Genomic DNA, 26,386 nt, shown 5'->3' with positions numbered 1-26,386 from the left:
TTTCGCTTCTTCGCCTCATTTGTCATGAAACTGGAGACTACGATGCGCTTGCTGCACACGATGCTACGGGTCGGCGATCTCGATCGCTCGCTCAAGTTCTACACCGAGTTGCTCGGCATGAAGCTGCTGCGCCGCCAAGACTACCCCGAGGGCCGCTTTACGCTCGCCTTTGTCGGCTACACCGACGAAAGCGAAGGCGCCGTCATCGAGTTGACGCACAACTGGGACACCAAATCCTACGACCTAGGCACCGGCTATGGTCATATCGCGCTAGAAGTCGACGACGCCTATGCGGCGTGCGACAAGATCAAAGCGCAGGGCGGGACCGTCGTGCGCGAGGCTGGCCCGATGAAGCACGGTACGACCGTGATCGCATTCGTCACCGACCCGGACGGCTACAAAATCGAGTTCGTTCAGCGCAAGACCCACTGACTCGGTGCGCGCATGGTACCGGCTTCCCGTGCGCATGTATCCGTCGATGCATCGGCGCACCGGCGCAGCCTGCGCTCATCGTCACAGCGTCGGTAGCAATTCCGGCGGGTGATGCTTGAGCGTATGCCGCGCTTCGCGAAACTCGGGGAAGATCGATTCGACCGTTTGCCAAAAGCGCGGGCTGTGGTTCATTTCGCGCAGATGGGCGAGTTCATGCGCGACCACATAGTCGATGATCGACAGCGGAAAGTGAATGAGCCGCCAGTTCAGTCGAATGCGACCGTCGCTCGAACAACTGCCCCAGCGCGTGGCGGCCGAAGACAGCGCGTAGCCCTTGTAAGCGACGCCGAGCTTAGTCGCATAGTGCGCCAGCCGTTCTCCGAACAGACGCTTCGCCTCCGTTTGCAGCCAGCCCTGAACGCGGTCTTTGATCTGTTGCGCATCGGCGTGCGCGGGTAAGGCAAGCGCTAGCGCGGCGGCTTGCTCGTCGTACGAGAGCGCCGCATGAGTGGAAGCGAGCGCGATGCGCACGGGCTTGCCCAGAAACGGAATGAGTGCGCCGTCGCGCCACTCGATGCGCGGCAGTGCGCGTTGCTCCGTGCGCGTCTGCCATTCGGCGAGCTTCGCAAAAATCCAGCGCTCCTTGCCGACGATCGCCGTTTCGATGTCCGCGAGCGTCACCCATCTCGGCGCCGTGATCGTCAGGCCGCTGCCGTCGATCGAAAAACCGATGGTGCGCCGCGACGAACGCTTGAGGCCGTATTCGAGCGTGCGCCCGTTCAGCGTCAAACGCCGCGGCTTGACGCCGTTCGGCGCGGGATCGGGGCGCGGCGGCGAGCCGCTTGCGGGCGGGGAGAGCATGCCTTCACCGACAGGCTCCGAGAACAGCGGCAGGTCGAGCTGCCGGCTGTCGAGGGCTGTTGCGGGGGGGGGCTTGGCGGATCTGGGCATCGTGCGCTGTCGATTCGGCCGTCAGTTGCGCGCGGCGTCGGCGCGCTTACGGACGCGCAGGCCGGCGCCGCTCATGTCGGTGTCGCGGTAAGCGTCGGGATCGATGCGGCGCATCTCGGTTTCGATCCATGCTTCGACGCGCGAATTCAGTTCATCGGGCGTGAGCCCTGCCGATTCGATCGGCTTGCCGATCGATACCGTCACCGTGCCCGCGAATTTGATGAACGAATTGCGCGGCCAGACGTGGCCGGCGTTGTGCGCGATCGGCACCACGGGCGCGCCCGCATCGATGGCGAAGCGCGCGCCGCCCGTCTTGTATTTGCCTTGCGAGCCCACTTGCGTGCGCGTGCCCTCGGGAAACATGATCACCCAGGCGCCGTCGCTCATGCGCTTGCGCCCCTGCTTGACGACCGAGGCGAACGCATATTTGCCTTCCTTGCGGTCGATGTGAACCATCTTCAACATGCCGAGCGCCCAACCGAAGAACGGCACGTAAAGCAATTCGCGCTTGAACACGTAGCAAAGCGGGCGCGGCATGATCGCGGGAAACGCAACCGTTTCCCAGGCCGACTGATGCTTCGAAAGCAGTACGGCCGGCCCGTTGGGCAGATGTTCCATGCCCTCGATTCGATAGCGGATGCCATTCAGATGCCGAGCGACGAACAGTGTGCTGCGGCACCAGCCGACGGCCATCCAGTAGCGCCGGTCGGCATTGAGGAACGGGAAAGCAATGAAGCAGGCGATCGCGTACGGCACTGTGTACACGATAAAGAATAGGAACAGCAGCAGTGAGCGGAGGAAGCGGGCAAGTGGCATTGAGGTCTTCGATCGGTTGGCGTCGAGCGCGCTTGCGCGGCTCAGTCGGCGTGGCTCGCTAGGAACGTCAGCGCGAACGCCTTCAGGTCGTCGTGCACTTGTGTTCCATCGGGCAAACCGCCTGCCGCGAGCGCTTTTTTGCCCTTGCCGGTCAGCACGAGATGAGTGGGAAACCCGAGCGCCGCGCCGGCTTGCAAGTCGCGCAATGCATCGCCCACCACGGGTGTCGTAGCCGGATCGATCTCGAAGCGATCGAGGATCATCTGCAACAGGCCGGGCTTGGGTTTGCGGCACTCGCATTGATCTTCGGCCGTGTGCGGGCAGAAAAAGACGGCGTCGATGCGCCCGCCGACGGCTGCCGCTGCGCGATGCATCTTTTCGTGCATGGCGTTCAACGTGGCCATGTCGAACAAGCCCCGGCCGATCCCGGATTGATTCGATGCGACCACGACGCGGTAGCCGGCCTGGTTCAATCGCGCGATCGCCTCCAGGCTGCCCGGAATCGCCACCCATTCGTCGGGCGATTTGATGAAGGCGTCGGAATCGAGGTTGATGACTCCGTCGCGATCGAGGATGACAAGCTTCTTGCCCGAACTCATAAGTTTCTCTTTCGCTCTCTCTCGCTCGTTACGCCGCGAGCTTGGAGATGTCGGCGACGCAGTTCATCTGCGCATGTAGTTCGGCCAGCAACGCGAGCCGGTTTTTGCGCAACGCCGCGTCCTCGGCGTTGACCATCACGTCGTTGAAGAACGTATCGACGGGATCTCGCAGCGCCGCGAGCGCCGAGAGCGCACGCGTGTAGTCGTGCCGCTCCAATTGCGCTTGGACGGTGGGCGCGACCCGCTTCAACTGTTCGTTCAGGGCAAGCTCCGCCGGTTCGACGAGCAAGGCCGGTTGCACGGCGAGCGCTGCCGAAGCAGCCACCGCCGATGCGCCGGCGCCGGCTGTTGCAACGCTGACTTCGGCTTCCGATTTCTTCAGGATGTTCGTGATCCGCTTGTTCGCCGCGGCCAGTGCGCCGGCTTCGGGCAGCGCGGAAAACTCGCGCACGGCATCCAGGCGGGCGACGATGTCGTCGAGCCTCGTAGGCTGAAGGCTCAGCACGGCCTCGATCTCGCTTGCGGCGTAGCCGCGCTCGCGCAGCAGGCCCCGCAGGCGATCCATGAAGAACGCGTAGAGCGCGTCGGTGCAATCGGCCACTTGCGGCGTGGTGCGAAAGCACGCGGCGGCCTCGCGCAGCAGTGCAACGAGATCGATCGGCAACGCTTTCTCGATCAAGATGCGCAGCACGCCGAGCGCGTGGCGGCGCAGGGCGAACGGATCCTTTTCCCCGGTGGGCACGAGGCCAATGCCCCAGATGCCTGTCAGCGTTTCCAGTTTGTCGGCCAGCGCGACCGCCGTGCCGACGCCCGTCGCGGGCAACGCGTCACCCGAGAAGCGCGGCTGATAGTGTTCCGTGCAGGCAAGGGCGACTTCCTCCGCTTCGCCGTCGTGGCGCGCGTAGTAGGTGCCCATCGTGCCTTGCAGCTCGGGGAACTCGCCAACCATGTCGGTCAATAAGTCGGCCTTCGCAAGGCGCGCCGCGCGTGCGGCCAGCCCGGGATCGGCGTCCAGGTGCGGGGCGATCAGGCGCGCAAGCGCTTCGAGCCGCTCCACGCGCTCGAGTTGCGTTCCGAGCTTGTTGTGATAAACGACGTTCGCAAGCAGTGGCACGCGCTCGGCGAGCGGCTTCTTCTTGTCTTGCTCGAAGAAGAATTTGGCGTCGGCCAGGCGCGGACGGACCACGCGCTCGTTGCCTTCGACGATTTCGCTCGGCGTGTCGGTGGCGATGTTCGAGACGATCAGAAAGCGCGAGCGCAGCTTGCCGGCTTCATCGGTCAGCGCGAAGTACTTCTGATTCGTCTGCATCGTCAGGATCAGGCACTCCTGCGGCACGGCGAGGAACTGATCGTCGAAGCGGCATTCGTAGACGACGGGCCATTCGACGAGCGCCGTCACTTCGTCGAGCAGGGCCTCCGGCATGACCACGCGATCGCCGTGCGCATGGGCGTTCAATTGCTCTACGATGCTTTCGCGCCGCTGCGCGAAGCTGGCCATCACATGGCCCTTGGTGCGCAGCGTGTGCGCGTAGTCGTCGGCGTGCAGGATGGCCACGAGGCCGTCCGAGAGGAAGCGGTGGCCAAGCGTCGTATCGCCCGCGTCGATGCCGAATGCCGTGACGGGAACGACCGCTTCGCCATGCAAGGCGGTGAGGCGTTGTACCGGGCGCACGAACTGCACGCTCGTGCCGTCGGGGCGCTGATACGTCATCATCTTCGGGATCGGCAGCTTGCCCAGCGCGAGGACTTCGTCGAGCGCGGCTTGCAGACCGTCGGCGAGCGTTGCGCCCGGCGCCGAATAGCGCAAAAAGAAGGCTTCGGCCTTGCCGTCGGACGCGCGTTCCAGATCGCCGAGCGGGATATCCGGAAAGCCGAGCGCCGCGAGCTTCTTGGCGAGCGGCGCGGTAGGCTGGCCGTTCGCGTCGAGCGCGACCGACACGGGCAGGACCTTCTCGCGCACTTGCTTCTCAGGGGCGAGCGCGCGCACGTTCTTGATCGCGACGGCGAGGCGGCGCGGCGTGGCGAAGCGTTCGAACGACGGCTCGCCGTCGATGAGGTCGCGCGCCGCGAGGCGTTCGACGAGATTGTGCGCGAAAGCGTCGGACAGCCGCGCCAGCGCTTTGGGCGGCAGTTCCTCGGTCAATAGTTCGACGAGCAGTGTGGCTTGTTGGGCTTGATTCATATTCGTTGCAGTCACGTCATTCCTTGTCGATCGCGCGCTCGACCTTCAATGGCGGCGCCCACGCCGGCATGGCGGCGTCCTGTTCGTCGGTGGTCAAGCCAGGTACGCCGTGCACGGGATTGCCGAGCATCGGAAAGCCGAGCTTCTCGCGCGAGTCGTAGTACGCCTGCGCCACGAGCCGCGACAGCGCGCGGATGCGGCCGATGTACGCCGCACGTTCCGTGACGGAGATCGCGCCGCGCGCATCGAGCAGATTGAACGTATGGGCGGCCTTGAGCACGAGCTCGTAGCCGGGCAGCGCGAGCTGCGTTTCGATCATCCGCTTCGCTTCGGATTCGTAGCTGCTGAAGAGCGTGAACAGCAGGTCGACGTTGGCGTGCTCGAAGTTGTAGGTGGACTGCTCGACTTCGTTCTGGTGGTAGACGTCGCCATAGGTGAGGCGACGCAGTTCGGGGCCGTTGGGGCCCGCTTCTTCCCATTCCGTCCAGATGAGATCGTAGACGTTTTCTACCTTCTGAAGATACATCGCGAGCCGCTCGAGCCCGTAGGTGATTTCGCCGAGCACGGGCTTGCAATCGAGCCCGCCCACTTGCTGGAAGTAGGTGAACTGGGTGACTTCCATGCCGTTGAGCCAAACTTCCCAGCCGAGGCCCCAGGCGCCGAGCGTGGGGTTTTCCCAATCGTCTTCGACGAAGCGCACGTCGTTTTGCTTCAGGTCGAAGCCGAGCGCTTCGAGCGAGCCGAGATAAAGATCGAGAATGTTTTCGGGCGCCGGCTTGAGCACCACTTGGTATTGATAGTAATGCTGCAGACGGTTCGGGTTGTCGCCGTAGCGGCCGTCTTTCGGGCGCCGCGAAGGCTGCACGTATGCCGCGCGCCACGGCTCGGGGCCCACGGCGCGCAGGAACGTGTGGACGTGCGAGGTGCCCGCGCCGACTTCCATGTCGATCGGCTGCAGTAGCGCACAACCCTGTTTGTCCCAATAGGATTGCAGCGTCAGGATGATTTGCTGAAACGTGAGCATGTCTTGCCTTTCGAGGCAGGCGGCGCGTGGGCGCCGCTGCGATGCCGAAAACGGCGGAATCGGGCGCCCGTCCGGCCGGCCGGGGTGCGGGCTGTGGCGATCGCCGCCGTCTGCGCGGTGAAAACGCTAGATTTTACCGGATTGGGACTGCCTTGCGGCTGTCGCGGGCAGCGAGGCCCGAAGGGGCGGCGGCATCGATGCGGTCAGCGCGGTCCAGGCGCCTGCCACGAACGTGGTGCGCGAGGCATTGCGGTAAGCGATTTAGCTTCGTGCGGTTCGGGAGGCGGCACATGAAGCGGACAGGTTCGGTGGCGGGCGTGCATATCGGATCGGTCTGAATTGTTGATGCCGGTAGGCGCAACGCGTACGAATGTCGCAAACGTTTCGTATTTCCGCTGCATGTTGCACATGGGCGAGAGGCGAATGTTCATTGGCGGCGATTTGGTTGACGAATATCGGAAGGAGATCGAGGTATGCAGATACGCGTGATTCCAATACGCAGGGGCGTCACGTCCGGGGCCATAGGCGGGTCCGGCCGGTGTATGCTACTGAGCATGAAAAAGACGCTGTCTCCTATCGAATCGGAATTCGCCACGACCGACGAGGCCGAGGCGTATCACCGCTGGTTCTGCGCGAAAATTCAAGCGTCGTTGGCCGATTCGCGTCGGGGCGTTGCGCACGATCGGGTGATGGCGGAAATCGATGCTGTCATCGAAGCCGCGGAGTCCGGGCTCAACGCCAAACGGTCATGACGGCTTGCCGTTAGCGCTCTGGCGGCTAGTTCGTATGTTGCCGATCGAATGGCGCGTTGGCGCGCGCAATGATCTTGTCCAAATCATCGGCTTCATTGCGCGCGAGAACCCTGCAGCAGCACGACGCCTGAGGGAATTGATCGACGCCGCAACGATTCCTCTCGCAGAGCATCCCTATCTGTTTCGGCGAAGCGACTGGGTGCCGGGCACGCGCGAAGTGGTGTGCATCCCAACTATGTGATGGTCTATCAGGTGAGTTCGACAAGAGTCGAAATCGTGGCAGTGGTCCACACTCGCCAAGCATTTCCGGAAACTCGTTAGCCCGCCGTCCACCGCGACCAGCGGCCGCGGACCCAAGGGCGGCCGAGGCTCACATGGCCCTGGCCGGCTCGTAAGCCTGGAGTGAGCGTGAAGAGGCCCTAGCTAACGCGGCCCGGAGCGGAGCCCCCGGCTCAACGCGGCGCGTCACCGCCTAGCGCGGCGCGAGCCGAACACGAAGCCTAAGGCGAGCAGCACGAGCGAGGCGGCCAGCACGAGATCGTTGCCGACGGTGATATACGGCGTGCGTCCCGTCATCCCCTGCACCTGCGTTTCGATTTGACCCGTCGTGAACGGCTGCAGGCGTGCGGTTACCCGTCCTTGGGCATCGATCACCGCCGTCATACCGGTGTTGGTCGCCGCCACTAATGGCCGGCCGGTCTCTAGCGTGCGCATGCGCGCCATCTGCAAATGCTGATCGAGCGCGATCGTATTGCCGAACCAAGCGAGGTTCGACGCGTTCACGAGTATGCCCGCCGGCGTAGCCGCTTCGCGCAATCTACGCGCGATCTCCTCGCCGAAGATATCCTCGTAGCAGATGTCGACGTCGATCGTCTCGTTGCGCACCGTGAACGCTTTTTGCACCGGCGCGCCGCGTGCAAGATCGCCGAGCGGGATGTTCATTAACCGCACGAACCAGTGAAAGCCGAGCGGAACGAACTCGCCGAACGGCACGAGATGGTGCTTGTCGTACCGATAGAGCTGGCGCGCATTGGGCGTCACACCGAAAAAGCTGTTCGTCTCGTCGGTGAACCGTCCTTCGGGCGTAACCGTTGCGCCGAAGGTGCCCAACAACAGCGACGAGCCGGTAGTGTCGGCAAACGTGCGCAGGGTCCTCGCGAACGTTTCGGGGAACTGCTGCGGCAATAGGGGAATCGCCGTCTCGGGCGTGACGATCAAATCGGCCGCGCGCGCCGTGATCATCCGCTCGTACAGATCGAGCGCAGCACGCACCCCCGCTTCGTCGAATTTCATTTCTTGCTTGACGTTGCCCTGCAGGATACGCACCCTCAGCGGGGCGTCGTTGGGCCGCGTCCAGCTCACGCGGGAAAGCAGCATGCCGGCCGCGACGAGTAGCAGCGCGACGCAGACCGGTAGAAGCGCGACCCTGCGCGAGCGAGATCGCGCCAAGCAGGCGTAGGCGCTTTGGACGACTAGCGCCGCAGTGAGCGCCAACACCCACCCCACGGCGTACACCCCTCCGATCGCCGCAAACCCCGAGAATGGCCCGTCCATCTGCGCATAGCCGCTGGCGAGCCAGGGAAAGCCCGTGAAAACCGTACCGCGCAGCCACTCGCCGAGCGCCCATGCGCTCGCGAAGGCGAATGCGCCATACCAACTCGGCGAAAAGGGGCGATCGTCGCGAGCAGCACTCGAAGCATGCCCCGCGCAAAGCGACCACAATCCAGCCGAGAGCGCCGGATACAGCGCCAGATAGAGCGAAAACAGGATGAGCGCCGCGCCTGCAAGCGGCGCAGCCATCTCGCCGTAATGATGCATGCTGACGTAGAGCCACCAAACGCCCGTGACGAGATTGCCGAAGCCGAATGCACCTCCCGTCAGCGCCGCGCTTTTCCAGCCGCCGGTTCTCAGGAGCCAGGCATAGAGCACGGCGAAAATCGCCAATTCGAGCCAACCGCCGTGCGGCGTAGGTGCGAAAGAGAGCGTGTTCAGCGCGCCGAGCGCGAGCGCGACGACGTAGTGCCAGCGGGAGAGCGGCGAGGCGGCCGCGCGGGTGGAAGCGGCGCCGCGCGCACGGGAGGTGATCGTTTCGGCCATGAATAGGCAGCGTGGGAGTGCGATGAAAGTTCAGTGCCCGGCTAAATGCCGGCTCGGGCGCTTTTGCTCGGTGTTTGTGCGGCGCTGGCGCGCATCGTTCGGGCGTGCAGTGGGCGCACGAACTCCCCGGCGCGCGAGCCGGCCGCACGGTCGTTTCCGCTCAAGTCTGAATGTGTTGCGCGTCGCGCTCGCGTTGTCCGGCCAGCGGATCGCGCCGCACGAGCAGTACATGCACCTGGCGCGCGTCGCCGCGCAGAATTTCGAAAATGAGATCGTCGATGCGCACGCGCTCGCCGCGATGCGGTACGCGGCCGAAGTGATGCGTCACCAGGCCGCCTATGGTATCGACTTCCTCGTCGGAAAAATCGGTGCCGAACACTTCGTTGAATTGCTCGATCTCGGTGAGTGCGCGCACACGATAGCGGCCGTCGGGCGAAGCGATGATATTGCCGCTTTCCTCGTCGAAATCGTATTCGTCTTCAATGTCGCCGACGATCTGCTCGAGCACGTCTTCGATCGTAATGAGTCCGGCCACGCCGCCGTATTCGTCGACGACGAGCGCGATGTGATTGCGGTTCATGCGAAAGTCGTGCAGCAATACGTTTAGCCGCTTGGCTTCCGGAATGAAGACGGCTGGCCGCAGCATGCCGCGCACGTCGAACGATTCCTCGGCGTAGTAGCGCAGCAGGTCCTTGGCGAGCAGCACGCCGATGATGTTGTCGCGGTTCCCTTCGTAGACGGGATAACGCGAGTGCGCTTTCTCGAGAACGAACGGGATGAACTCCTCGGGACTGCGCTCGATGTCGATCGCATCCATCTGCGCGCGCGGGATCATGATGTCGCGCGCGCACAGATCGGACACCTGAAATACGCCCTCGATCATCGACAACGAGTCGGCGTCGATCAAGTTGCGCTCGTGCGCGTCTTGCAAGATTTCGAGCAGTTCGGCCCGCGAATCGGGCTCGGGCGAGATGAAGTCCGTTAGACGCTCGAGCAGCGAGCGTTTCTCATTGGGCTTGTCGGTATGGCGTCGACTGGGATAGGCGTCGTTCATGGCAATGCGTCCGGCGCGGCTGGACGCGTGGTAAGCGGAGAGTAAAGGATACACCACGCAAAAGCGGGGACCATGGCAGAAACGGTCTTGCCGAAGTGCAATTTGGCTTTACCACCGCTTTCTACCTCGTTTGCGCGAAACAAATATGTCGGAAGCGTTTGAAGTGCGCTGGCCGCACGAAGAAGCGCTCGAACATGCCGGTCACCATCACCATCACGCCGCTCCCCCTGCGGGGCGCCGGTCGATGCGTTCGCCCGCCGTATCGCCGTCATGACGGCCATTCTGGCGACGATCGGCGCCGTGTTTTCGTACCAAGGGGGATCGACCGAAGGATCGGCGCGGTGGCGTTCTTGAGCTATTTGAGGGTATCGAAGGTATCGAAGGTATCGAAGGTATCAAGCGGCTCGCGACGCGCAACAAGCAGTCGCGCCGCCCGCGTGGCCCTATAAGCAACGCTCGAGCAACGCTTCCAGCGCCCGGTCGGGCATGCCGCTTTCGCGCAGCGCCGCGACGGTGCGGCAGACGTAATCGAGTGTCGTGCCGTAGCGCCCCTGCGCGCAGCCGAGCACCGTTCTGATGATTTCGTCAGACAATCTGCCCGTGTAGGTCGGCACGTCGCGCCGCATCACGAACGCGAGCGCCTCGATGCGGCGTCCGTCGGCGAGCCAGCACGGCAGCCAGGCGGGCCGATAGGAACCCATCGGCATTTCGCGCTGCCACAGCGCCTGTAGATGGGGTGCGGCGCCTTCGCCAGCAAGCCGGAAGGCCATGCCCGTACATGAGCCGCCGCGATCGAGCGCCAGCACGAGCCCGGGTTGCTCCGGCGTGCCCCGGTTCACGCGCGACCATAAGTAGAGCCCGCGATGGTAGCCACGCACGCGCGCACGCACGGTTTCGGCTGCGGGCATGCCGGGGTTCCAGATCAGCGAGCCATAGCCGAATAGCCATAGGTCGCTGCGGCCGTCCCAGTGCCTCATCGTGTGGGCCAGCGAATGCGCAAGTTCGGCGTCCGTGAGCAGCCGCGCCTCGCCGAGTGCGGGCGGGTAGCCGTGGCAAAGAGGCTCAACAGGCGTGAGGGGCGGGCTCGTTTCGGACATCGCGCGCGCGGGGTGTGTTTAGCGGGGACGGTCTCCGTAGGGATCGGCAAAGCCGAGTCGCCCTAGGATGTCGGTTTCGAGCGCTTCCATTTCCTGCGCCTCGTCGTCGGTTTCGTGGTCGTAGCCCTGCGCATGAAGCGTGCCGTGCACGATCATATGCGCGTAATGCGCTTCGATCGATTTGCCTTGTTCGGCAGCCTCGCGTTCGATCACGGGGCAGCAGAGCACGAGATCGCCCGAGACGGGGTCGTCCTCGCTTTCGGCGTAGGCGAACGTCAAAACGTTCGTCGAATAGTCCTTGCCGCGGTACGCCCGATTGAGCGCGCGACCTTCCTCGGCATCGACCAAGCGTACCGTCAGTTCGCCGTCGGCAAAGAGCGCAGCCTTGATCCAACGCGCGACATTCGCGCGCGAGAGCACTGTCTTATGGCCGGGGAACGCCTTTGCCGCCGGAAACTGCAGCGTCAGCTTCAATTGCGGCGTACGTGTCTTCTCGTTCATGCGTTCGCTTGGCTGCGCGCTATGGGTTTCATCGCCCATCGGCGGGCGTGGGCTCGTCTTTTTTCGTGTGCTGGTCGTAAGCCTCCACGATGCGGGCGACGAGCGGATGACGCACGACGTCGGCGCTCGTGAAGCGCGTGAGCGCGATGCCGCGCACGTTGGCCAGCACTTGTTGCGCCTCGATCAAACCGCTTTTCGCGCCGCGCGGCAAGTCGACCTGCGTCGTGTCGCCGGTCACGACCGCCTTCGAGCCGAAACCGATGCGCGTGAGAAACATCTTCATCTGCTCGGGCGTCGTATTTTGCGCTTCGTCCAAGATGATGAATGCGTGGTTCAGCGTGCGTCCGCGCATATAGGCGAGCGGCGCGATCTCGATCATCTGGCGCTCGAACATCTTGGCCGTTTTGTCGAAGCCGAGCAGATCGTAGAGCGCGTCGTAGAGCGGGCGAAGATACGGATCGACCTTTTGCGCGAGATCGCCGGGCAAGAACCCCAAACGCTCGCCGGCTTCCACGGCCGGGCGCGTGAGCACGATGCGCTTGACCTGATCGCGTTCGAGCGCATCGACGGCGCAAGCGACGGCAAGGTAGGTCTTGCCCGTGCCGGCAGGGCCGACGCCGAACGTGACGTCGTGCGAGACGATTTGCTTCAGATATTCGCGCTGCGCTGGCGTGCGGCCGCGCAGGTCGGCTCGGCGCGTATAAAGCTTGGGACCGAGCTCTTCGACGTTTTCGTCGTCCAGGCCCGCCGGCTCGTCGAACGGATGGTCGGGGTCGTAGCGGCCCGAGCCGCCATCGTCTTGACCCGCGCCTGCGCGGTTGCCCGCGTGCCGGGTTTCGACGAGCGCTAGCTGGATGTCGTCGACCGAGAGCGGTTCGCGCGCGCGGTTGTAGAACGTCTCGAGTGCGCCGAGCGCAACTTTCGCACCGCGTCCGCGGATCGAAATGCGATGGCCGCGCCGCTGTAGCGTGACGTCGAGCGCTTGCTCGATCTGCCGCAAGTTTTCGTCGAGCGGGCCGCAGAGGTTGGCAAGGCGCGCGTTGTCTTCGCGCGGGGCGGTGAATTCCAGGGACTGGGCGGTCTTCAAGGCGAGAGGGCGTTCCTTAGGTGATGGGTTCCGCGTGCTCCGCGAGCACCAACTCGCCGCGCAGCGAATGCGGATAAGCGCGCGTGATGCGCACGTCGATCATCTGGCCGATCAAGCGCGCATGCGAGGCCACCGGCGCGGGGAAATTGACGACCCGGTTGTTGGCCGTGCGGCCGGCGAGCTCGTTCGGATCTTTGCGCGCCGGGCGCTCGACGAGAATGCGCTCGACGTTGCCGACCATCGCTTCGCTGATGCGCACGACATTGGCGTCGATCGTCGCTTGCAAATGTTGCAGGCGTGCCAGTTTGACTTCGCGCGGGGTGTCGTCGGCCAGGTTCGCGGCCGGCGTGCCGGGGCGCGGGCTGTAGATGAACGAGAAGCTCGTGTCGTAGCTCATCTCGTGCACGAGCGCCATCGTTTTGTCGAAGTCGCTTTGGGTTTCGCCGGGGAAGCCGACGATGATGTCCGTCGACAGCGACAGATCGGGCCGGATGGCGCGCAGGCGGCGGATGACCGATTTGTATTCGAGCACCGTGTAGCCGCGCTTCATCGCCATTAGGATCCGATCCGACCCGTGCTGCACCGGCAGATGCAGATGCGAGACCAGCTTGTCGACTTTCGCGTAGACGTCGATGAGCCGTTGCGTGAACTCCTTCGGATGCGACGTGGTATAGCGGATGCGCTCGATGCCAGGGATATCGGCGACGTATTCGATGAGGGTGGCGAAATCGGCGATGTCGCTCGAACCGGCGGTCAGCGCGCCGCGATAGGCGTTCACGTTCTGTCCGAGCAGCGTGACTTCGCGCACGCCCTGATCGGCGAGACCCGCGATTTCGGTGAGGACGTCGTCGAGCGGACGAGAGACTTCGTCGCCGCGCGTGTAGGGGACGACGCAGTAGCTGCAATACTTGCTGCAGCCTTCCATGATCGAGACGAACGCGCTCGGGCCGTCGACGCGCGCGGGCGGCAGGTGGTCGAACTTCTCGATTTCGGGGAAGGAAATGTCGACCTGCGCGCGCCCGCTCTCGCGGCGCGCATCGATCATTTGCGGCAGCCGGTGCAACGTCTGCGGGCCGAACACGAGATCGACATACGGCGCCCGGGCGACGATCGCCGCGCCTTCCTGGCTCGCTACGCAGCCGCCGACGCCGATCAGCAAACCGGGTTTGGCTTCCTTGAGCTCGCGCACGCGGCCAAGATCCGAGAACACCTTTTCCTGCGCTTTTTCGCGCACGGAGCAAGTGTTGAAGAGGATGACGTCGGCGTCTTCGGGGGAATCCGTCTTGACGAGTCCTTCAGCGGCGCCGAGCACGTCGACCATTTTGTCGGAGTCGTACTCGTTCATCTGGCAGCCGAAGGTTTTTACGTAAACTTTCTTGGTCATGAAGCTCGCCGTTCGCAGTGGTTGACCTGGGGGCGTAGGTAAATCGCGGGGCCGGCAAGGACGCCGCCCCGAATAGGGCGCTGCCGGGGAGCGGGCGCCGGACGTCGCTCGGATGGCCCGAGCAGGCGCCAAACCGGCCGCATAACCCAACATTATAGCCGGTCAGCGCATCAGCCCGGGCAACTCCGGCCAGTCGCGCTCCACCTGCGCGAAGCGTTCGATCAGGAAATCGAGCAAGGCCCGCACCCGCGGCGGCCGGTACCGATTGCGGTGAAACAACGCGTGCAGCGGCGTATCCCAGGCATAGCGCCAATCGCGCAGCACGATGCGCAGCCTGCCCGCGCGCAAATCGGCATCGATGTCCCAGAGCGACTTCAAAGCGATGCCGTAGCCATCCACCGCCCAGATCCGCGTCACGGCGCCGTCGTTCGTCTCGCGGGAGGTTTCGAGCGGCGCGGTGTAATCGGCGGTCTCATCGCCGCGGACGAAACGCCATTCGTTGAGCGGTCCCGATGCGATGGAGAGCACGATCGTATGAAATCGCGCCAGGTCGGCGGGCGAGGCAGGCTCGCCGTGGCGCGCCAGATAGTCGGGCGACGCCACCAGCACCCGCCGGTTCGCGGCGAGCGGTCGCGCGATCAACGACGTGTCCTCGCGCGGCGCACCGAAGCGGATGGCCAAGTCGATCTCGTCGTGCAAGAGGTTGGAGACCGAATCGGCCAACGTGAGCGCGAACGTGACTTCGGGGTAGAGCGTGTTGAATTCGTCGAGCCAGCCCATCAGCATGTTGCGGCCGAAATCGGACGTCGTCGAAATCCGGATCTTGCCGCGCACCACGGTTCGGCCCGCTTGCAGCGCGGCGTCGGCATCGTCGAGCGCCTGCAGCGCGCGCATGCAGTGCCGCAGGTAGAGCCGGCCCTCGTCGGTCAACCGTAGTTGGCGCGTCGTGCGCTCGAATAGTCTCGTCGACAGAGACGCTTCGAGCTTGGCCAAGCGTGCGCTGGCCGCGGCCGGCGTGACGCCGAGCTTTCTCCCCGCCGCGGAAATACCGCCCAAGCGCGCGGCTTCGACGAAAAGACGGATGTCGCCAAGTCGGTCCATTGGCTATTGTTCCAAGAAATTTGAAAATGATTCAACGACGAAGCCAATTATCAATCACGTTGATTGTCCCGACAATACCGGCTCACGTCACCTTGCGTTCATAGCCGGAGAACCGACATGCCTATCCCACTGCTCGCGCTTGCGCTGAGCGCTTTCGCCATCGGCACGACCGAGTTCGTCATCATGGGGCTGTTGCCCGACGTGGCGCGCGATTTGTCCGTTTCCATTCCCTCGGCCGGCTTGCTGGTCTCCGGCTACGCGCTCGGCGTGGCCGCCGGCGCGCCCGTGCTTGCGGTCCTCACGAGCAGGATGCCGCGTAAGGCGGCGCTGCAAGCGCTGATGCTCGTGTTTATCGCCGGTAACGTGCTGTGCGCCGTCGCCGGGGACTATCGAATGCTGATGCTCGCCCGCGTCGTCACGTCGTTTGCCCATGGCTCGTTCTTCGGCATCGGCGCCGTCGTCGCCGCGTCGCTCGTCGCCCGCGAGAAGCAGGCCAGTGCGATCGCGCTGATGTTCACGGGACTCACGCTTGCCAATGTCCTTGGCGTACCGTTCGGCACGTTCGTCGGTCAATCGTTTGGGTGGCGCCTGACGTTTTGGATCGTGGCCGGCCTGGGCGTGCTTTCGCTTGGCGGCATCACGGCGCTGCTGCCGAATCGGCACGATTCGGGGCCAGTGGGCCTCGCGCGGGAGATGCGCGTGCTCAAGGAGCCGCAAGTATGGCTCGCGCTCGCCATGACCGTGCTCGGCTTCGGGGGCGTGTTCGTCGTCTTCACCTACATCGCGCCGATTCTCGAACAGGTGAGCGGCTTTTCGCCGCGCGCGGTCACGTTGATTCTCGTGCTGTTCGGGGCGGGCTTGACGGTCGGCAACGTGGTGGGGGGCAAGCTGGCCGACCGCGCGCTGATGACCTCGCTCGCGGGCATTCTCGTCCTGCTAGCACTCGTGATGGCCGTGTTTGCGCACACGAGCCACGCGGCCGTGCCCGCCGCCGTCACGGTGTTCGTTTGGGGGATCGCCGCGTTCGCCACCGTCCCCCCGCTGCAGATGCGTGTCGTCGAAAAAGCACGGCATGCGCCGCATCTGGCATCCACGTTGAATATCGGCGCGTTCAACGTCGGCAATGCGGCGGGCGCCTGGCTCGGCGGCCTGGCGCTCACGCACGGCGCGAAGCTCGACGCGTTACCGTGGGTGGCGGTCGCGGTGACGGTTGCGGCGCTGGCCGTCACCTTGCTCGCCGGATATCTCGATGCGCGCGATGCACGCGCACCGCGCGCAGCAACGCGGGGCGTGTCGTGAGTAACGTGGAAGGCGGTGGCCCGCCCCGGCGTGTTGCCGCGGCCGATTGCCCGTAACACGGCGAGGGGCTTGCGCGCGATGCGGCCGCGCCTCGTGTATGCTCCGTCGGGCCGGCATGGTGCCGGCGTTCTTAAATGAGTGCGTCTTCAGGGCGGGGCGAAATTCCCCACCGGCGGTAAGTCGGCAGCGGCGGTGCGCGGCAAGTGCATCGAGCGTCGGCAAGCCCGCGAGCGCCCGCATCGAGCGGCCACGGTTCGTGGCGAGTTCGCGCGGGGTCAGCAGATCTGGTGCGATGCCAGAGCCGACGGTCACAGTCCGGATGGAAGAAGATGCGCAAGCAGTGCCGCTCTTTGCACGAGGCTGGGGAAGGCGTTACGCGTCGCCCTGGGTTCGGCCGCACCCGGCTAGGCATGAGTCCGAACGGGTGCGTGCATGCTCGCGTCTGTTTGCGATGCCCTGAAACGTTTTTCGCTTTTTTCTCTCGCGAGGAGCGTTTCACATGTCTTTCCCGTTTTCCACGGCATTCGCCGAAGTCCCGTTTCTCCCCTCACACCCGATTCCGCCGCGGATCTCCCGCGCACTCGAGGCATTGCGCGAAGGCCGCGCCGTCGTTTTGCAGGACGATCACGATCGTGAGAACGAGGCCGATCTCATCGTTGCGGCCGACCGCCTGACGGTTGAGACGATGGCGTTATTGATCCGCGAATGTAGCGGCATCGTGTGCTTGTGCCTGCCCGACGAGAAGATTCGCGCGCTCGAATTGGCGCCGATGGTCGCGCACAACGAAAGCCGTCACGGCACGGCGTTCACGGTGTCGATCGAAGCGCGCGACGGCGTCAGCACGGGCGTGTCGGCCGCCGATCGAGTGACGACGATTCGCGCCGCGATTGCGCCGCACGCGCGGCCTCACGACATCGTGCGTCCCGGGCACGTCTTTCCGCTGCGCGCACAGCCAGGCGGCGTGCTGGCGCGCCGTGGCCACACCGAGGGCACGGTCGACCTGGCGATTCTCGCCGGGCTCGTGCCGGCGGGCGTGCTGTGCGAACTGATGAACGAAGACGGCACGATGACGCGCGGCGCCGATGTCGAACGCTTCGCCGTCAAACACGGCTTGCCGATGCTGACGATCGAGGAACTCGTGGCGTTCCGGCGCGGCTTGGCTGCCGCTGCCGCTGTGGCTGGGGAGCGCGAATGCTGCGCGAACGACGCCTGACGCGCGCCGCTGCTGGCCCGTTCGCAAACCCGTTGTTGCCGTGAGCCGGCCCTAAGACTGCAATTGCGCGAATTCGCCGCGCAGGCCGGCGGCGATGAGCGCTGGCAGTTGCTCCATGCGTTCGACGATGCGCGTCACGCCCAAGTTGCCTAGCACTTGCGCATAGCCTTTGGGCACATGGCTCGCACCGACGAACGCGATCGTCTTCATTCCGGCGGCGCGGGCGGCGGTCAAGCCCGTGATGCTGTCTTCGACCACGAGACAGCGCGCCGGCTCGACGCCCAGTTCGCGTGCGGCATGCAGATAGACGTCCGGGTGAGGCTTGGGCCGCTCCACCTGCTCGGCGCTGAACACGCGCGGGCCGAATAGATCGGTGAGCCCGACGCGCTCGAGCGACGCCGCGATTCGCGTGAGGCGGCTGTTAGAGACAACCGCCGCGGGCAGCGTCACTTGCGTGAGCGCATCATGTACGCCGGCGACGGGCGCCAGCGTGCGCTTGAGTTCGGCGTCGATCTCTTGCTCCACGGTAGCGAGAAAGCCCGAGGGAATCTCGATGCGAAAGCGCGCTTCGAGACCGGCGAGAAAGAGGGATGTGCGCTGACCGAAAGCCAGATGGGCGACAGCGTGAAAGTCGATGCCCGGAAACTCGGCCGACAACGCGCGCAGCAGCGTGCGCTCGGCTATCACTTCACTGTCGACGAGCACCCCGTCGCAGTCGCAGATCAGATGGTCGAACATGAAGAAGAGGCGCACGCTCGGTGCCGGTCCAACCCCGTCGCGCACATTGTCGTGTAGTAAGACGCCAATGATACGGACATTGGCGCGCGTGCGCTCTGCTTCTTCGGTTCGTTTTTCCGCGGGTATGGGCGTCCGGTCATAGGCCCAAGCGCCCTCTCGCACCGCGCGGCATGTGGCCGCGCCCGTGCCGCTCTCAGTGGGCGTGGACGTACACCCACGACGCCATGGCGCCGCCGGCCAGCGGGCCGAACACGGGCACCCAGGCGTAGCGCCAGTCGCTGCCGCGTTTGCCCGGAATCGGCAGAAGCGCGTGCATCAAGCGCGGCGCGAGATCGCGCGCGGGACTCATCGCATAGCCGGTCGGTCCGCCCAGCGAGATGCCGATGCCGAGCACGAGCAGGCCGACGGGCAGTGCGTCGAGCGCGCCCAGGCCCACTTGAGGCGAGGCGAGATAGAGCACGCCCAGAATCAGCACGAACGTGCAGATCATCTCCGTGAGGACGTTGTGCGGCACGCTGCGGATCGCCGGCGCCGTGCAGAAGCAGGCGAGCTTGATATCGGCGTCTTCCGTCGTCGAAAAATGCTGGCGGTAAGCGAGCCAGACGAGGAACGCCCCCGCCATGCCGCCGAGCATTTGCGCCGCCACGTAGCCGGCCACTTTGCTCCAGGCGAATTTGCCGGCCAGCGCGAGGCTGACGGTGACGACCGGGTTCAGATGCGCGCCGCTGAACGAAGCCGTCACGTAGACGGCGACGAACACGGCCATGGCCCAACCCCAGACGATGACGATCAGATCGGCGCCCTTGCCCTTGGTGCGTGCGAGCAATACGTTGGCGACGGCGCCGTTGCCGAGCAGCACGAGCAGCGCCGTGCCGAGAAATTCTGCGATTAAAGGCGACATGGTGTTGTCTCCGGAATGGCTATCGTTGAATGTGTTGGTTGATTGAATGGCGCAAATGCGCGCATGCACGGCTGGCCGGGCTCGTGGGCATGCACGCGGAGGATCGAGCGGCGCTCGGCATCAAGCGGAGCCGGCGTCGGCCCATGCTTTCGCTGCGTTGATCGCGCGCTGCCAGCCCGCGATGCATTGGGCGACGTCGGCTTGCGGCATCGCCGGCGAAAACCGTCGATCGAGTTGCCATTGGCTCTCGAGTTCGCCGATATTGCTCCAATAGCCCACGGCGAGGCCGGCCAGGTAGGCGGCGCCGAGCGCGGTCGTTTCGCTCACGCGCGGGCGCACGGCTGCGACTCCGAGCAAGTCGGATTGGAACTGCATCAAAAGATTGTTGGCGCAGGCGCCGCCGTCCACGCGCAGCTCGCCGATCTTGATGCCCGAATCCGCTTCCATCGCCTTGAGCACGTCCAGCGATTGATAGGCGATCGAATCGAGCGCCGCGCGTGCGATATGCGCGCTCGTCGTGCCGCGCGTCACGCCGAAGAGCGTGCCGCGGGCGCGCGGGTTCCAGTGCGGCGCCCCCAACCCGGCGAACGCGGGCACGAGATAGACGCCGTCGCAATGCGCGACGCTGCCGGCCAACGCTTCGATTTCGGCCGCGCTCTTGATGATGCCCAGTCCATCGCGCAGCCATTGCACGACGGCGCCCGCGATGAAGATGCTGCCTTCGAGCGCGTAATTGACTTCATCGCCGATCTTCCAAGCGATCGTCGTCACGAGGTTGTTCTTCGACTCGATCGGTTTTTCCCCGGTGTTCATGACGAGGAAGCAACCGGTGCCGTAGGTGTTCTTGACCATGCCCGACTTCGTGCACATTTGGCCGAACAGCGCCGCGTGCTGATCGCCCGCGATGCCGGCGATCGGGATCTTCGACGCGAACACGGTGGTCACGGTATTGCCATAGATTTCCGACGACGCGCGCACTTCCGGGAGCATGCTGCGCGGGATGTCGAGCGCCTCGAGCAAATCGTTGTCCCACTGCATCGTATGAATGTTGAACAGCATCGTGCGCGATGCGTTCGTCACGTCGGTGATGTGCAGTTGATGCTTCGTGAAGTTCCACACGAGCCAGCTATCCACGGTGCCGAACGCGAGCTTGCCCTGCTTGGCCTTCTCGCGCGCGCCCTCGACGTTGTCGAGAATCCAGCGGATCTTCGTCGCGGAAAAATACGCATCGATCGGCAGCCCCGTCTTCGCGCGCACTTTCGCTTCCAGGCCTTGCGCCTTGAGCGTGTCGCACAGCCCGGCGGTGCGGCGGTCTTGCCAGACGATCGCGTTGTAGATCGGCTGGCCGGTCTCGCGATCCCAGACGATCGTGGTTTCGCGCTGATTCGTGATGCCGATGGCGGCGATCGACGTGCCGTTCACGCCCGCGCGCGTCACGGCTTCGGCCGCGACACCGGCCTGCGTCGACCAGATCTCTTGCGGGTCGTGCTCGACCCAGCCCGGTTGCGGGTAGATCTGCCGAAATTCCTTTTGTGCGACCGAGACGATGTTGCCCTTGCGATCGAACAGCATCGCCCGCGAACTCGTGGTGCCTTGGTCCAGCGCAAGGATGTATTGATCCTGCATTGTCTCTTCTCCATGTGTTGTCTTGACGTGCCGCGCGGATCGGGCGCGCGGGGCTGCTAACTACGGCTGGTCCTGCTGGTGCTGCTTTGCTGTTTTGGCTTTTGGCTTTTTTTGCTTTTCGATTTTCGCCTCTCGACTGCCGCCCGGCTCTTGCCTGCGCGGCCTGCTTCGGGCGCTTTCGACAAGGGGCGCCGCGCGTCAACCTGCCAAGGCGGATCGAGCGTGCGGGGCGTCCGGCGCGGGGGCGAGGGCGAACCAAGCGTCCACCTCGCCCGTCACGTGTTGCGCCGTGCCGGCGGGCAGATGCAGCCCAAGCTTGGAGCGGCGCCAGAGGACGTCTTCGGCGCAGCGCGCCCATTCGACATCGTGCAAATAGCGCAGCTCTTGCTCGAACAGCCCCGGCGCGAATTCACGCCCGAGCTCGGACAGCGCTTTGGCCGTGCCGACGAGCGTGCGAGCGCGCGTACCGTAAGCGCGGGCATAGCGCCTGGCCAGCTCGGCCGGCAGCCATGGATGTTCGTTTGCGAACGCTGCGGCGAAAGGCTCGAACTTCGCTTGGGCGATATCGCCGCCGGGCAGCGGCACGCCTGCCGTCCATGCGCCCTTGGCGATCGGTGCGACGGTCGCCAACTGGTCGACGGCTTCTTCGGCCAGCTTGCGGAACGTCGTGATCTTGCCGCCGAAGACCGACAGCAAAGGCGCCTCGCTCGCATTCGCGTCGAGTTCGAGCCGGTAATCGCGGGTGACGGCCGAAGGGTTGTCGGCGCCTTCTTCTTCGAGCAGCGGACGCACGCCCGAATAGGTCCAGCAGACATCGCTCGGCGCGATCTTGCGTTTGAAGTAGCGGTTGATCGATTCGCACAGGTAGCGCGTTTCGTCCTCGGTGATGGCCACCTGCGCCGGATCGCCGTGATATTCGACATCGGTCGTGCCGATCAGGGTGAAGTCGCGCTCGTATGGGATGGCGAAGATGATTCGCTTGTCCGGGTTCTGAAAGATGTAGGCATGATCGTGATCGAACAGGCGCCGCGTCACGATATGGCTGCCTTTGACGAGCCGGACGCTGTGGTGCGCGCCGCGACCGAGCGCGTCGTGCAGGAGTTGGCCCACCCAGGGCCCGGCCGCGTTGGCGATCGCACCGGCGCGGACATCGAGCCGCGAGCCGTCCGCGCGCCGCAGTTGCGCATGCCATTCGCCGCCCGCGCGCACCGCGCCGACGAGTTTCGTGCGAGTGAGCACCGTGGCGCCGCGCTCGCGCGCATCGAGTGCGTTGAGCACGACGAGGCGCGCGTCGTCGACCCAGCCGTCCGAGTAGACGAAGCCGCGCGCGATGGAATCGACGAGCGGCGCGCCGGCCGGGTGACGCCGCATATCGATGCCGCGCGAGCCGGGCAACAGTTCCCGCCGCGCCAAATGATCGTATAGGAAGAGCCCCGCGCGGATGAGCCATGCGGGCCGCAGATTAGGCATGTGAGGCATGACGAAGCGCAACGGCCAGATGATGTGCGGGGCTGCGCGCAGCAGTGTCTCGCGCTCCTGCAGCGCTTTGCGCACGAGGCCGAACTCCTTGTACTCGAGATAGCGAAGCCCGCCATGGATCAACTTGGTGCTCGAGGAGGAGGTATGCGACGCCAAATCGTCCTGCTCCACGAGCAGCACCGACAAGCCGCGCCCCGCGGCGTCGCGCGCGATGCCCGCCCCATTGATCCCGCCACCCACGACGAGCAGATCGTACCGGCTGCCTTGCGTCACTTGCTCTGTCCCCTCTAATGCCTGCGACTATCGTCTGAATAAAACGAACCTATCAATGTTCGTTTGCGAAATTTAATGAACATTTTCGAAAAAGTAAAGTGCGCGTTTAGGGTTCGGATTCGAACGATGCGTGTAAGGGGGAAGGGACAAAGCGATGTTGGTCAACCGGGGGGCTGCATCGGCTACCATCTTCCAAAACGAGGACGAGGTGGGCGATGCGTGGATCGACAGCGGGTTGGAGCGCGGCGACGCTGGCGGCGGGTGCGGTGCTGCTGGCCGGTTGTACCGTTATGCCGGAACTCAGCGGAGCGGCGGGAGCGTCGCGGTTCGCTGCGTTGCAGACGATGTGCGGCGCGCAGATCGATTACGGCGCCGACGCGCAGTCCGTCTACGCGACGCTGTTCGACGCCTACGTGGCCTATCGCCACGGGAAGCTAGCGCAGAGCGACTATTGTGCGTTCGAAGCAGGCATCGCCGAGCATTACCGCCTGCGCGCAGGCGGCGGGGCCGACGCGCAGCGCGCGTGGGTGCAGTACTTCAACGCTCAACGGGTGAGAGCCATCGATTGGCGCGCGCAGGTCGACCCGACCTTGCGAGGAGGGTGACTTCAGTCAGACGCGAGGGCGCAGCCATGCGGGCGGCAGATGCCGCCAGCCGGTGCCGCAACGAGAGAGCGCTAGGAAAAGCGTTTGATGGCGCGAATGGCTGAGTCGCCCGACTCGGTCAAGCGCCATTGTTGATGCCCCGAACCGAGGCTTTCGAGCCGCACGAGTTGTTGTTCGAGCAGGGCGTCGAGTTCTTCGCGATCCATATCGACTTGATTGGGAGCGTCCTTGACGAGTAGCAACGTGGCGAATTCATGCGGACTCAGCATTGTTCTCTCCATGGGCAATCGGATTGCCTCGGCGGACGATGTTCCACTGCCGCCGTGCGCTCGATCTATCGGGAGTAGGAAAGCGATCGCCTCGGCACGCGCTCCTACGCACGTGCGTCGGGAACTGGAGTGTAGTCAAGCGCTCGTTCTTATCCAAACCGTTCCCTGAAAATTTTCCCTTTGACAAGCGCGAGCACAAGAAGCGGTTCGCTTGTCGCGCCAATTTCGAGAATCGACTTGAACTTTAGCGTGCGCTGCAGCATGGAATAACGCGCGCCACGGCTCAGACGGCAGGCGCCACGTAGACCTGCGTGCCGGCGGCGGCGAGCGTCTCGGCCATCTCCGGGGGCGTGTCCCGATCGGTGAACAGCGCATCGATCTGGCTCAGATGCCCCTGGCGCACGAGCGCAGGACGACCGAATTTAGAATGATCCGCAGCGAGAAAGACCGTTCGAGCATGCTCGATGATGGCCTCCGATACGCGCACTTCGCGCGTATCGAAATCGCGCAGCGTGCCATCGGCTTCGATGCTCGACGTGCCGATGATCGCGAAATCGACCTTGAACTGGCGGATGAAATCGATCGCCAATTCGCCGACGATTCCCTTGTCCCAGGGGCGCACGATGCCGCCCGTCACCAGCAGTTCGCACTCGGGGTAGCCGCTCATCATATTGGCCACGTTCAGATTGTTCGTGACGACGCGCAGCCCCCGGTGGCGGTTGAGCGCCCGCGCGACTTCCTCGGTGGTCGTGCCCAGATTGATGAAGAGCGACGCTTGATCCGGAATGTGTGTGGCGACGAGGGCCGCGATGCGCCGTTTTTCGTCGTGGAACATGCGTTGGCGCGCCGTGTACGAGACGTTCTCCGAACTGGTCGGCAGGCTCGCGCCGCCGTGATAGCGACGCAGCAGGTTCATGTCGGCCAGCCAGTTGACGTCGCGCCGGATGGTCTGCGGCGTGACGGCGAAGTGGGAGGCTAGATCGTCGACCGTCACGAAGCCGTCGCGCTGCACCCAATCGAGCAATTCTTGTTGACGGGCGTTCAGGCTCAGGCGGGGGTCTCGGCTCATGGCTTGCGGCGGCGGGGCGGTCAAAGTAGCGCTATTGTAAGACCTTCGTGCAAGCGCCTTTTTTGCAAAAGAATCCTTTTCGGAACGGGAATGCGACATATGAATCGATTCGACTGGCACAACCCCTATCCCACGCCGCGCTTGCCCGTCTTCGCGCGCAACGTGGTGTCGACTTCGCATCCGCTGGCCGCGCAGGCGGGCTTGCGCGTCCTTTGGCAAGGCGGCAACGCGGTGGATGCGGCAATTGCGGCCGCGGCAGCGCTGACGATTGTCGAGCCGGTTTCCTGCGGCTTGGGGGGAGATGCGTTCGCCCTTGTTTGGGACGGAGCGAAGTTGCACGGATTGAACGCCTCGGGCGTGGCGCCGGCTGCTTGGAGCGTCGACTATTTCAAGCAGCGTTACGGCGAAGCGGGCGGGGTAGCCCAGCAGCCCAAGCGCGGTTGGGATACCGCTACGGTGCCGGGCGTCGTGGCGGGCTGGGAGGCATTGCATGCCAAGTTTGGCTCGCTGCCTTTTGGCGATTTGCTGGCCGGCGCCATCGATATCGCCGAGCGCGGCTACGCGGTGGCGAGCATCGTTGCGCAGAAATGGGCGGCGGCCGTGCCCGAGCTGAAGGATCAGCCCGGCTTCGCGGCGGCATTCATGCCGCATGGGCGCGCGCCGCTCGTCAGCGAACTCGTGCGGTTGCCGGGTCACGCGAGCACGCTCGGATTGCTGGCCGCGCAGGGGCCGCGAGCGTTTTACGAGGGCGAGCCGGCGGCGAAGATCGCCGCGTTCGCGCGCGAGGGCGGCGGGGCGATGACCGAAGCCGATTTGCGCGACTATCGGCCGATGTGGGTCGAACCGATCGGCAAGGACTACCACGGCTACACCGTCCATGAAATTCCGCCGAACGGACAAGGCATTGCCGCATTGATCGCGCTCGGCATTCTCGATCGATTCAACCTGCGCGATTTGCCTCGCGACGGCATCGACTCGCAGCACTTGCAGATCGAGGCGATGAAGCTCGCGTTCGCGGACGTGTACCGGTACGTGGCCGACCCGCGCGCGATGGAGGTGACGCCGGAGCAGATGCTGGGCGATGACTATCTCGCTTCGCGCGCTGCGCTGATCGATCCAAAGCGGGCGACGCATTTCGCGTTCGGCATGCCGCGGGCCGGCGGCACGATCTATCTGACGGCGGCCGACGAGCGCGGCATGATGGTGAGCTTCATTCAATCGAACTATATGGGTTTCGGCTCGGGCATCGTCGTGCCGGGGACGGGCATTGCGCTGCAAAACCGCGGCTGCGGTTTTTCGATGGATCCTCGTTCGCCGAACGTCGTCGCCGGAGGAAAGCGACCCTTTCACACGATCATTCCGGCTTTCGTGACCGAGCGTGTCGACGGACGACAGTTGCCGGTGATGAGCTTCGGCGTGATGGGCGGCGATATGCAGCCGCAAGGACACCTGCAATCGATCGTCCGGATGCTCGACTACGGCCAGCAGCCGCAAGCGGCGTGCGATGCGCCGCGCTGGAAGGTCAATCGCGATTTCACGCTCGATATCGAATCGACATTCGATCGTGGCGTGGCGCAAGCGCTCGAGGCGCGTGGGCACAAGATCCAAGCGATCGACGATCCGTATATGGATTTCGGCTCGGGCCAATATATTTGGAAGCTGTCGCATGACGAGCCTGATCGCGGGTATGTGGCGGCCAGCGATACGCGGCGCGATGGGTTGGCGGCGGGGTTTTGAATGGCGGGCGGCGCGTATCGCCCCGCGCGAGGTGGGGTGCGTCGCGCGAAGATGCGCGCGGAAAAGGGGTGAATTCGCGCTTTGCAAGGATGCGCGGCTG

At 64.4% G+C, this 26,386-nt stretch carries 25 protein-coding genes and 1 riboswitch; of the genes, 7 read left to right on the top strand and 18 right to left on the bottom strand.

Going from position 1 to position 26,386, the window contains the following annotated elements; translation table 11 throughout:
• The first annotated feature begins 42 nt into the window (after nt 1–42).
• The gene (gene gloA, locus MMB74_RS04070; protein WP_277427718.1) at nt 43–432 is read left to right on the top strand and encodes a lactoylglutathione lyase; all 390 of its coding nucleotides are present in this window, start codon (nt 43–45) and stop codon (nt 430–432) included.
• Between the two features lie 81 nt (nt 433–513).
• Here the strand turns inward: gloA and MMB74_RS04065 are convergent, their stop codons facing one another.
• The 5 genes from MMB74_RS04065 to glyQ are packed head-to-tail and all read right to left on the bottom strand — an operon-like array spanning nt 514 to nt 6,004.
• A complete protein-coding gene (locus MMB74_RS04065) occupies nt 514–1,383 on the bottom strand; it encodes a SprT family zinc-dependent metalloprotease (protein ID WP_277427320.1) in 870 nt (289 codons plus the stop codon).
• Between the two features lie 21 nt (nt 1,384–1,404).
• A complete protein-coding gene (locus MMB74_RS04060) occupies nt 1,405–2,199 on the bottom strand; it encodes a lysophospholipid acyltransferase family protein (protein WP_277427319.1) in 795 nt (264 codons plus the stop codon).
• Nucleotides 2,200–2,240: 41 nt separating this feature from the next.
• The gene (gene gmhB, locus MMB74_RS04055) at nt 2,241–2,798 is read right to left on the bottom strand and encodes a D-glycero-beta-D-manno-heptose 1,7-bisphosphate 7-phosphatase (protein ID WP_277427318.1); all 558 of its coding nucleotides are present in this window, start codon (nt 2,796–2,798) and stop codon (nt 2,241–2,243) included.
• 28 nt (nt 2,799–2,826) lie between these two features.
• Nucleotides 2,827–4,980, bottom strand: a complete 2,154-nt coding sequence (gene glyS, locus MMB74_RS04050; protein ID WP_277427717.1) for a glycine--tRNA ligase subunit beta — start codon at nt 4,978–4,980, stop codon at nt 2,827–2,829.
• Between the two features lie 16 nt (nt 4,981–4,996).
• Nucleotides 4,997–6,004: a glycine--tRNA ligase subunit alpha gene (gene glyQ / locus MMB74_RS04045; protein ID WP_277427317.1), complete on the bottom strand. Its 1,008-nt coding sequence runs from the start codon at nt 6,002–6,004 to the stop codon at nt 4,997–4,999.
• 554 nt (nt 6,005–6,558) lie between these two features.
• Here glyQ and MMB74_RS04040 point away from each other — a divergent pair.
• Both MMB74_RS04040 and MMB74_RS04035 read left to right on the top strand, forming a co-directional pair.
• Entirely contained in the window at nt 6,559–6,756 is a 198-nt protein-coding gene (locus MMB74_RS04040; RefSeq protein WP_277427316.1) for an antitoxin, read from the top strand.
• A gap of 34 nt (nt 6,757–6,790) precedes the next feature.
• Complete coding sequence (locus MMB74_RS04035; protein ID WP_277427315.1) at nt 6,791–6,997, top strand: type II toxin-antitoxin system RelE/ParE family toxin; 207 nt, start codon at nt 6,791–6,793, stop codon at nt 6,995–6,997.
• Nucleotides 6,998–7,221: 224 nt separating this feature from the next.
• Here MMB74_RS04035 and lnt read toward each other — a convergent pair whose 3' ends face one another.
• From lnt to MMB74_RS04000, 7 genes are all read right to left on the bottom strand, one after another.
• On the bottom strand, nt 7,222–8,853 hold the full coding sequence (lnt, locus tag MMB74_RS04030) for an apolipoprotein N-acyltransferase (protein WP_277427314.1): 1,632 nt from the start codon (nt 8,851–8,853) through the stop codon (nt 7,222–7,224).
• A 160-nt stretch (nt 8,854–9,013) separates the two neighbouring features.
• The gene (locus MMB74_RS04025; protein WP_277427313.1) at nt 9,014–9,907 is read right to left on the bottom strand and encodes a transporter associated domain-containing protein; all 894 of its coding nucleotides are present in this window, start codon (nt 9,905–9,907) and stop codon (nt 9,014–9,016) included.
• 443 nt (nt 9,908–10,350) lie between these two features.
• Nucleotides 10,351–11,004, bottom strand: a complete 654-nt coding sequence (locus MMB74_RS04020) for a gamma-glutamylcyclotransferase (RefSeq protein WP_277427312.1) — start codon at nt 11,002–11,004, stop codon at nt 10,351–10,353.
• Between the two features lie 18 nt (nt 11,005–11,022).
• Nucleotides 11,023–11,505 carry an rRNA maturation RNase YbeY gene (gene ybeY, locus MMB74_RS04015; RefSeq protein WP_277427311.1) on the bottom strand — a complete coding sequence of 161 codons (483 nt, stop codon included), beginning with the start codon at nt 11,503–11,505 and terminating at the stop codon, nt 11,023–11,025.
• A 28-nt stretch (nt 11,506–11,533) separates the two neighbouring features.
• Complete coding sequence (locus MMB74_RS04010; RefSeq protein WP_277427310.1) at nt 11,534–12,592, bottom strand: PhoH family protein; 1,059 nt, start codon at nt 12,590–12,592, stop codon at nt 11,534–11,536.
• Between the two features lie 16 nt (nt 12,593–12,608).
• On the bottom strand, nt 12,609–13,976 hold the full coding sequence (miaB, locus tag MMB74_RS04005) for a tRNA (N6-isopentenyl adenosine(37)-C2)-methylthiotransferase MiaB (protein WP_277427309.1): 1,368 nt from the start codon (nt 13,974–13,976) through the stop codon (nt 12,609–12,611).
• Between the two features lie 162 nt (nt 13,977–14,138).
• The gene (locus MMB74_RS04000; RefSeq protein WP_277427308.1) at nt 14,139–15,077 is read right to left on the bottom strand and encodes a LysR family transcriptional regulator; all 939 of its coding nucleotides are present in this window, start codon (nt 15,075–15,077) and stop codon (nt 14,139–14,141) included.
• A 117-nt stretch (nt 15,078–15,194) separates the two neighbouring features.
• On the opposite strand from MMB74_RS04000, the gene MMB74_RS03995 reads away from it, so the two are divergent.
• Together MMB74_RS03995 and ribB are read left to right on the top strand one after the other, a co-directional pair.
• The gene (locus tag MMB74_RS03995) at nt 15,195–16,376 is read left to right on the top strand and encodes an MFS transporter (RefSeq protein WP_277427307.1); all 1,182 of its coding nucleotides are present in this window, start codon (nt 15,195–15,197) and stop codon (nt 16,374–16,376) included.
• A gap of 138 nt (nt 16,377–16,514) precedes the next feature.
• Nucleotides 16,515–16,711: riboswitch (FMN riboswitch) on the top strand.
• A 164-nt stretch (nt 16,712–16,875) separates the two neighbouring features.
• Entirely contained in the window at nt 16,876–17,589 is a 714-nt protein-coding gene (ribB, locus tag MMB74_RS03990; protein WP_277427306.1) for a 3,4-dihydroxy-2-butanone-4-phosphate synthase, read from the top strand.
• A gap of 51 nt (nt 17,590–17,640) precedes the next feature.
• Here the strand turns inward: ribB and MMB74_RS03985 are convergent, their stop codons facing one another.
• The 4 genes from MMB74_RS03985 to glpD form a co-directional block, all read right to left on the bottom strand.
• A complete protein-coding gene (locus tag MMB74_RS03985; RefSeq protein ID WP_277427716.1) occupies nt 17,641–18,327 on the bottom strand; it encodes an HAD family hydrolase in 687 nt (228 codons plus the stop codon).
• A gap of 193 nt (nt 18,328–18,520) precedes the next feature.
• A complete protein-coding gene (locus MMB74_RS03980) occupies nt 18,521–19,228 on the bottom strand; it encodes an MIP/aquaporin family protein (protein WP_277427305.1) in 708 nt (235 codons plus the stop codon).
• A gap of 120 nt (nt 19,229–19,348) precedes the next feature.
• Nucleotides 19,349–20,854: a glycerol kinase GlpK gene (glpK, locus tag MMB74_RS03975; protein WP_277427304.1), complete on the bottom strand. Its 1,506-nt coding sequence runs from the start codon at nt 20,852–20,854 to the stop codon at nt 19,349–19,351.
• A gap of 198 nt (nt 20,855–21,052) precedes the next feature.
• Nucleotides 21,053–22,606, bottom strand: a complete 1,554-nt coding sequence (gene glpD, locus MMB74_RS03970) for a glycerol-3-phosphate dehydrogenase (RefSeq protein ID WP_277427303.1) — start codon at nt 22,604–22,606, stop codon at nt 21,053–21,055.
• 215 nt (nt 22,607–22,821) lie between these two features.
• Between glpD and MMB74_RS03965 the strand changes: the two genes are divergently transcribed.
• Entirely contained in the window at nt 22,822–23,211 is a 390-nt protein-coding gene (locus MMB74_RS03965; RefSeq protein WP_277427302.1) for a hypothetical protein, read from the top strand.
• A 71-nt stretch (nt 23,212–23,282) separates the two neighbouring features.
• On the opposite strand, the gene MMB74_RS03960 is transcribed toward MMB74_RS03965, so the two are convergent.
• Nucleotides 23,283–23,480, bottom strand: a complete 198-nt coding sequence (locus MMB74_RS03960; RefSeq protein WP_162878202.1) for a hypothetical protein — start codon at nt 23,478–23,480, stop codon at nt 23,283–23,285.
• A 283-nt stretch (nt 23,481–23,763) separates the two neighbouring features.
• On the bottom strand, nt 23,764–24,549 hold the full coding sequence (locus tag MMB74_RS03955) for a DeoR/GlpR family DNA-binding transcription regulator (RefSeq protein ID WP_277427301.1): 786 nt from the start codon (nt 24,547–24,549) through the stop codon (nt 23,764–23,766).
• A 99-nt stretch (nt 24,550–24,648) separates the two neighbouring features.
• Between MMB74_RS03955 and MMB74_RS03950 the strand changes: the two genes are divergently transcribed.
• Nucleotides 24,649–26,286 carry a gamma-glutamyltransferase family protein gene (locus MMB74_RS03950; protein ID WP_277427300.1) on the top strand — a complete coding sequence of 546 codons (1,638 nt, stop codon included), beginning with the start codon at nt 24,649–24,651 and terminating at the stop codon, nt 26,284–26,286.
• The last annotated feature ends 100 nt before the right edge of the window (nt 26,287–26,386 follow it).

It is taken from the genome of Trinickia sp. Y13 (assembly GCF_029522115.1).
In the GTDB taxonomy this organism is placed as follows: Bacteria; Pseudomonadota; Gammaproteobacteria; order Burkholderiales; family Burkholderiaceae; genus Trinickia.
Note: the sequence above shows the minus strand (reverse complement) of the source record. Positions and strands in the feature narration are given on the sequence as shown.

Coding starts and splice junctions, on each gene's coding strand:
- gloA (WP_277427718.1), top strand. CDS start 43: ATGCGCTTGCTGCACACGATGCTACGGGTCGGCGATCTCGATCGCTCG.
- MMB74_RS04065 (WP_277427320.1), bottom strand. CDS start 1,383: ATGCCCAGATCCGCCAAGCCCCCCCCCGCAACAGCCCTCGACAGCCGG.
- MMB74_RS04060 (WP_277427319.1), bottom strand. CDS start 2,199: ATGCCACTTGCCCGCTTCCTCCGCTCACTGCTGCTGTTCCTATTCTTT.
- gmhB (WP_277427318.1), bottom strand. CDS start 2,798: ATGAGTTCGGGCAAGAAGCTTGTCATCCTCGATCGCGACGGAGTCATC.
- glyS (WP_277427717.1), bottom strand. CDS start 4,980: ATGAATCAAGCCCAACAAGCCACACTGCTCGTCGAACTATTGACCGAG.
- glyQ (WP_277427317.1), bottom strand. CDS start 6,004: ATGCTCACGTTTCAGCAAATCATCCTGACGCTGCAATCCTATTGGGAC.
- MMB74_RS04040 (WP_277427316.1), top strand. CDS start 6,559: ATGAAAAAGACGCTGTCTCCTATCGAATCGGAATTCGCCACGACCGAC.
- MMB74_RS04035 (WP_277427315.1), top strand. CDS start 6,791: ATGTTGCCGATCGAATGGCGCGTTGGCGCGCGCAATGATCTTGTCCAA.
- lnt (WP_277427314.1), bottom strand. CDS start 8,853: ATGGCCGAAACGATCACCTCCCGTGCGCGCGGCGCCGCTTCCACCCGC.
- MMB74_RS04025 (WP_277427313.1), bottom strand. CDS start 9,907: ATGAACGACGCCTATCCCAGTCGACGCCATACCGACAAGCCCAATGAG.
- MMB74_RS04020 (WP_277427312.1), bottom strand. CDS start 11,004: ATGTCCGAAACGAGCCCGCCCCTCACGCCTGTTGAGCCTCTTTGCCAC.
- ybeY (WP_277427311.1), bottom strand. CDS start 11,505: ATGAACGAGAAGACACGTACGCCGCAATTGAAGCTGACGCTGCAGTTT.
- miaB (WP_277427309.1), bottom strand. CDS start 13,976: ATGACCAAGAAAGTTTACGTAAAAACCTTCGGCTGCCAGATGAACGAG.
- MMB74_RS04000 (WP_277427308.1), bottom strand. CDS start 15,077: ATGGACCGACTTGGCGACATCCGTCTTTTCGTCGAAGCCGCGCGCTTG.
- MMB74_RS03995 (WP_277427307.1), top strand. CDS start 15,195: ATGCCTATCCCACTGCTCGCGCTTGCGCTGAGCGCTTTCGCCATCGGC.
- ribB (WP_277427306.1), top strand. CDS start 16,876: ATGTCTTTCCCGTTTTCCACGGCATTCGCCGAAGTCCCGTTTCTCCCC.
- MMB74_RS03985 (WP_277427716.1), bottom strand. CDS start 18,327: ATGTTCGACCATCTGATCTGCGACTGCGACGGGGTGCTCGTCGACAGT.
- MMB74_RS03980 (WP_277427305.1), bottom strand. CDS start 19,228: ATGTCGCCTTTAATCGCAGAATTTCTCGGCACGGCGCTGCTCGTGCTG.
- glpK (WP_277427304.1), bottom strand. CDS start 20,854: ATGCAGGATCAATACATCCTTGCGCTGGACCAAGGCACCACGAGTTCG.
- MMB74_RS03965 (WP_277427302.1), top strand. CDS start 22,822: ATGCGTGGATCGACAGCGGGTTGGAGCGCGGCGACGCTGGCGGCGGGT.
- MMB74_RS03960 (WP_162878202.1), bottom strand. CDS start 23,480: ATGCTGAGTCCGCATGAATTCGCCACGTTGCTACTCGTCAAGGACGCT.
- MMB74_RS03955 (WP_277427301.1), bottom strand. CDS start 24,549: ATGAGCCGAGACCCCCGCCTGAGCCTGAACGCCCGTCAACAAGAATTG.
- MMB74_RS03950 (WP_277427300.1), top strand. CDS start 24,649: ATGAATCGATTCGACTGGCACAACCCCTATCCCACGCCGCGCTTGCCC.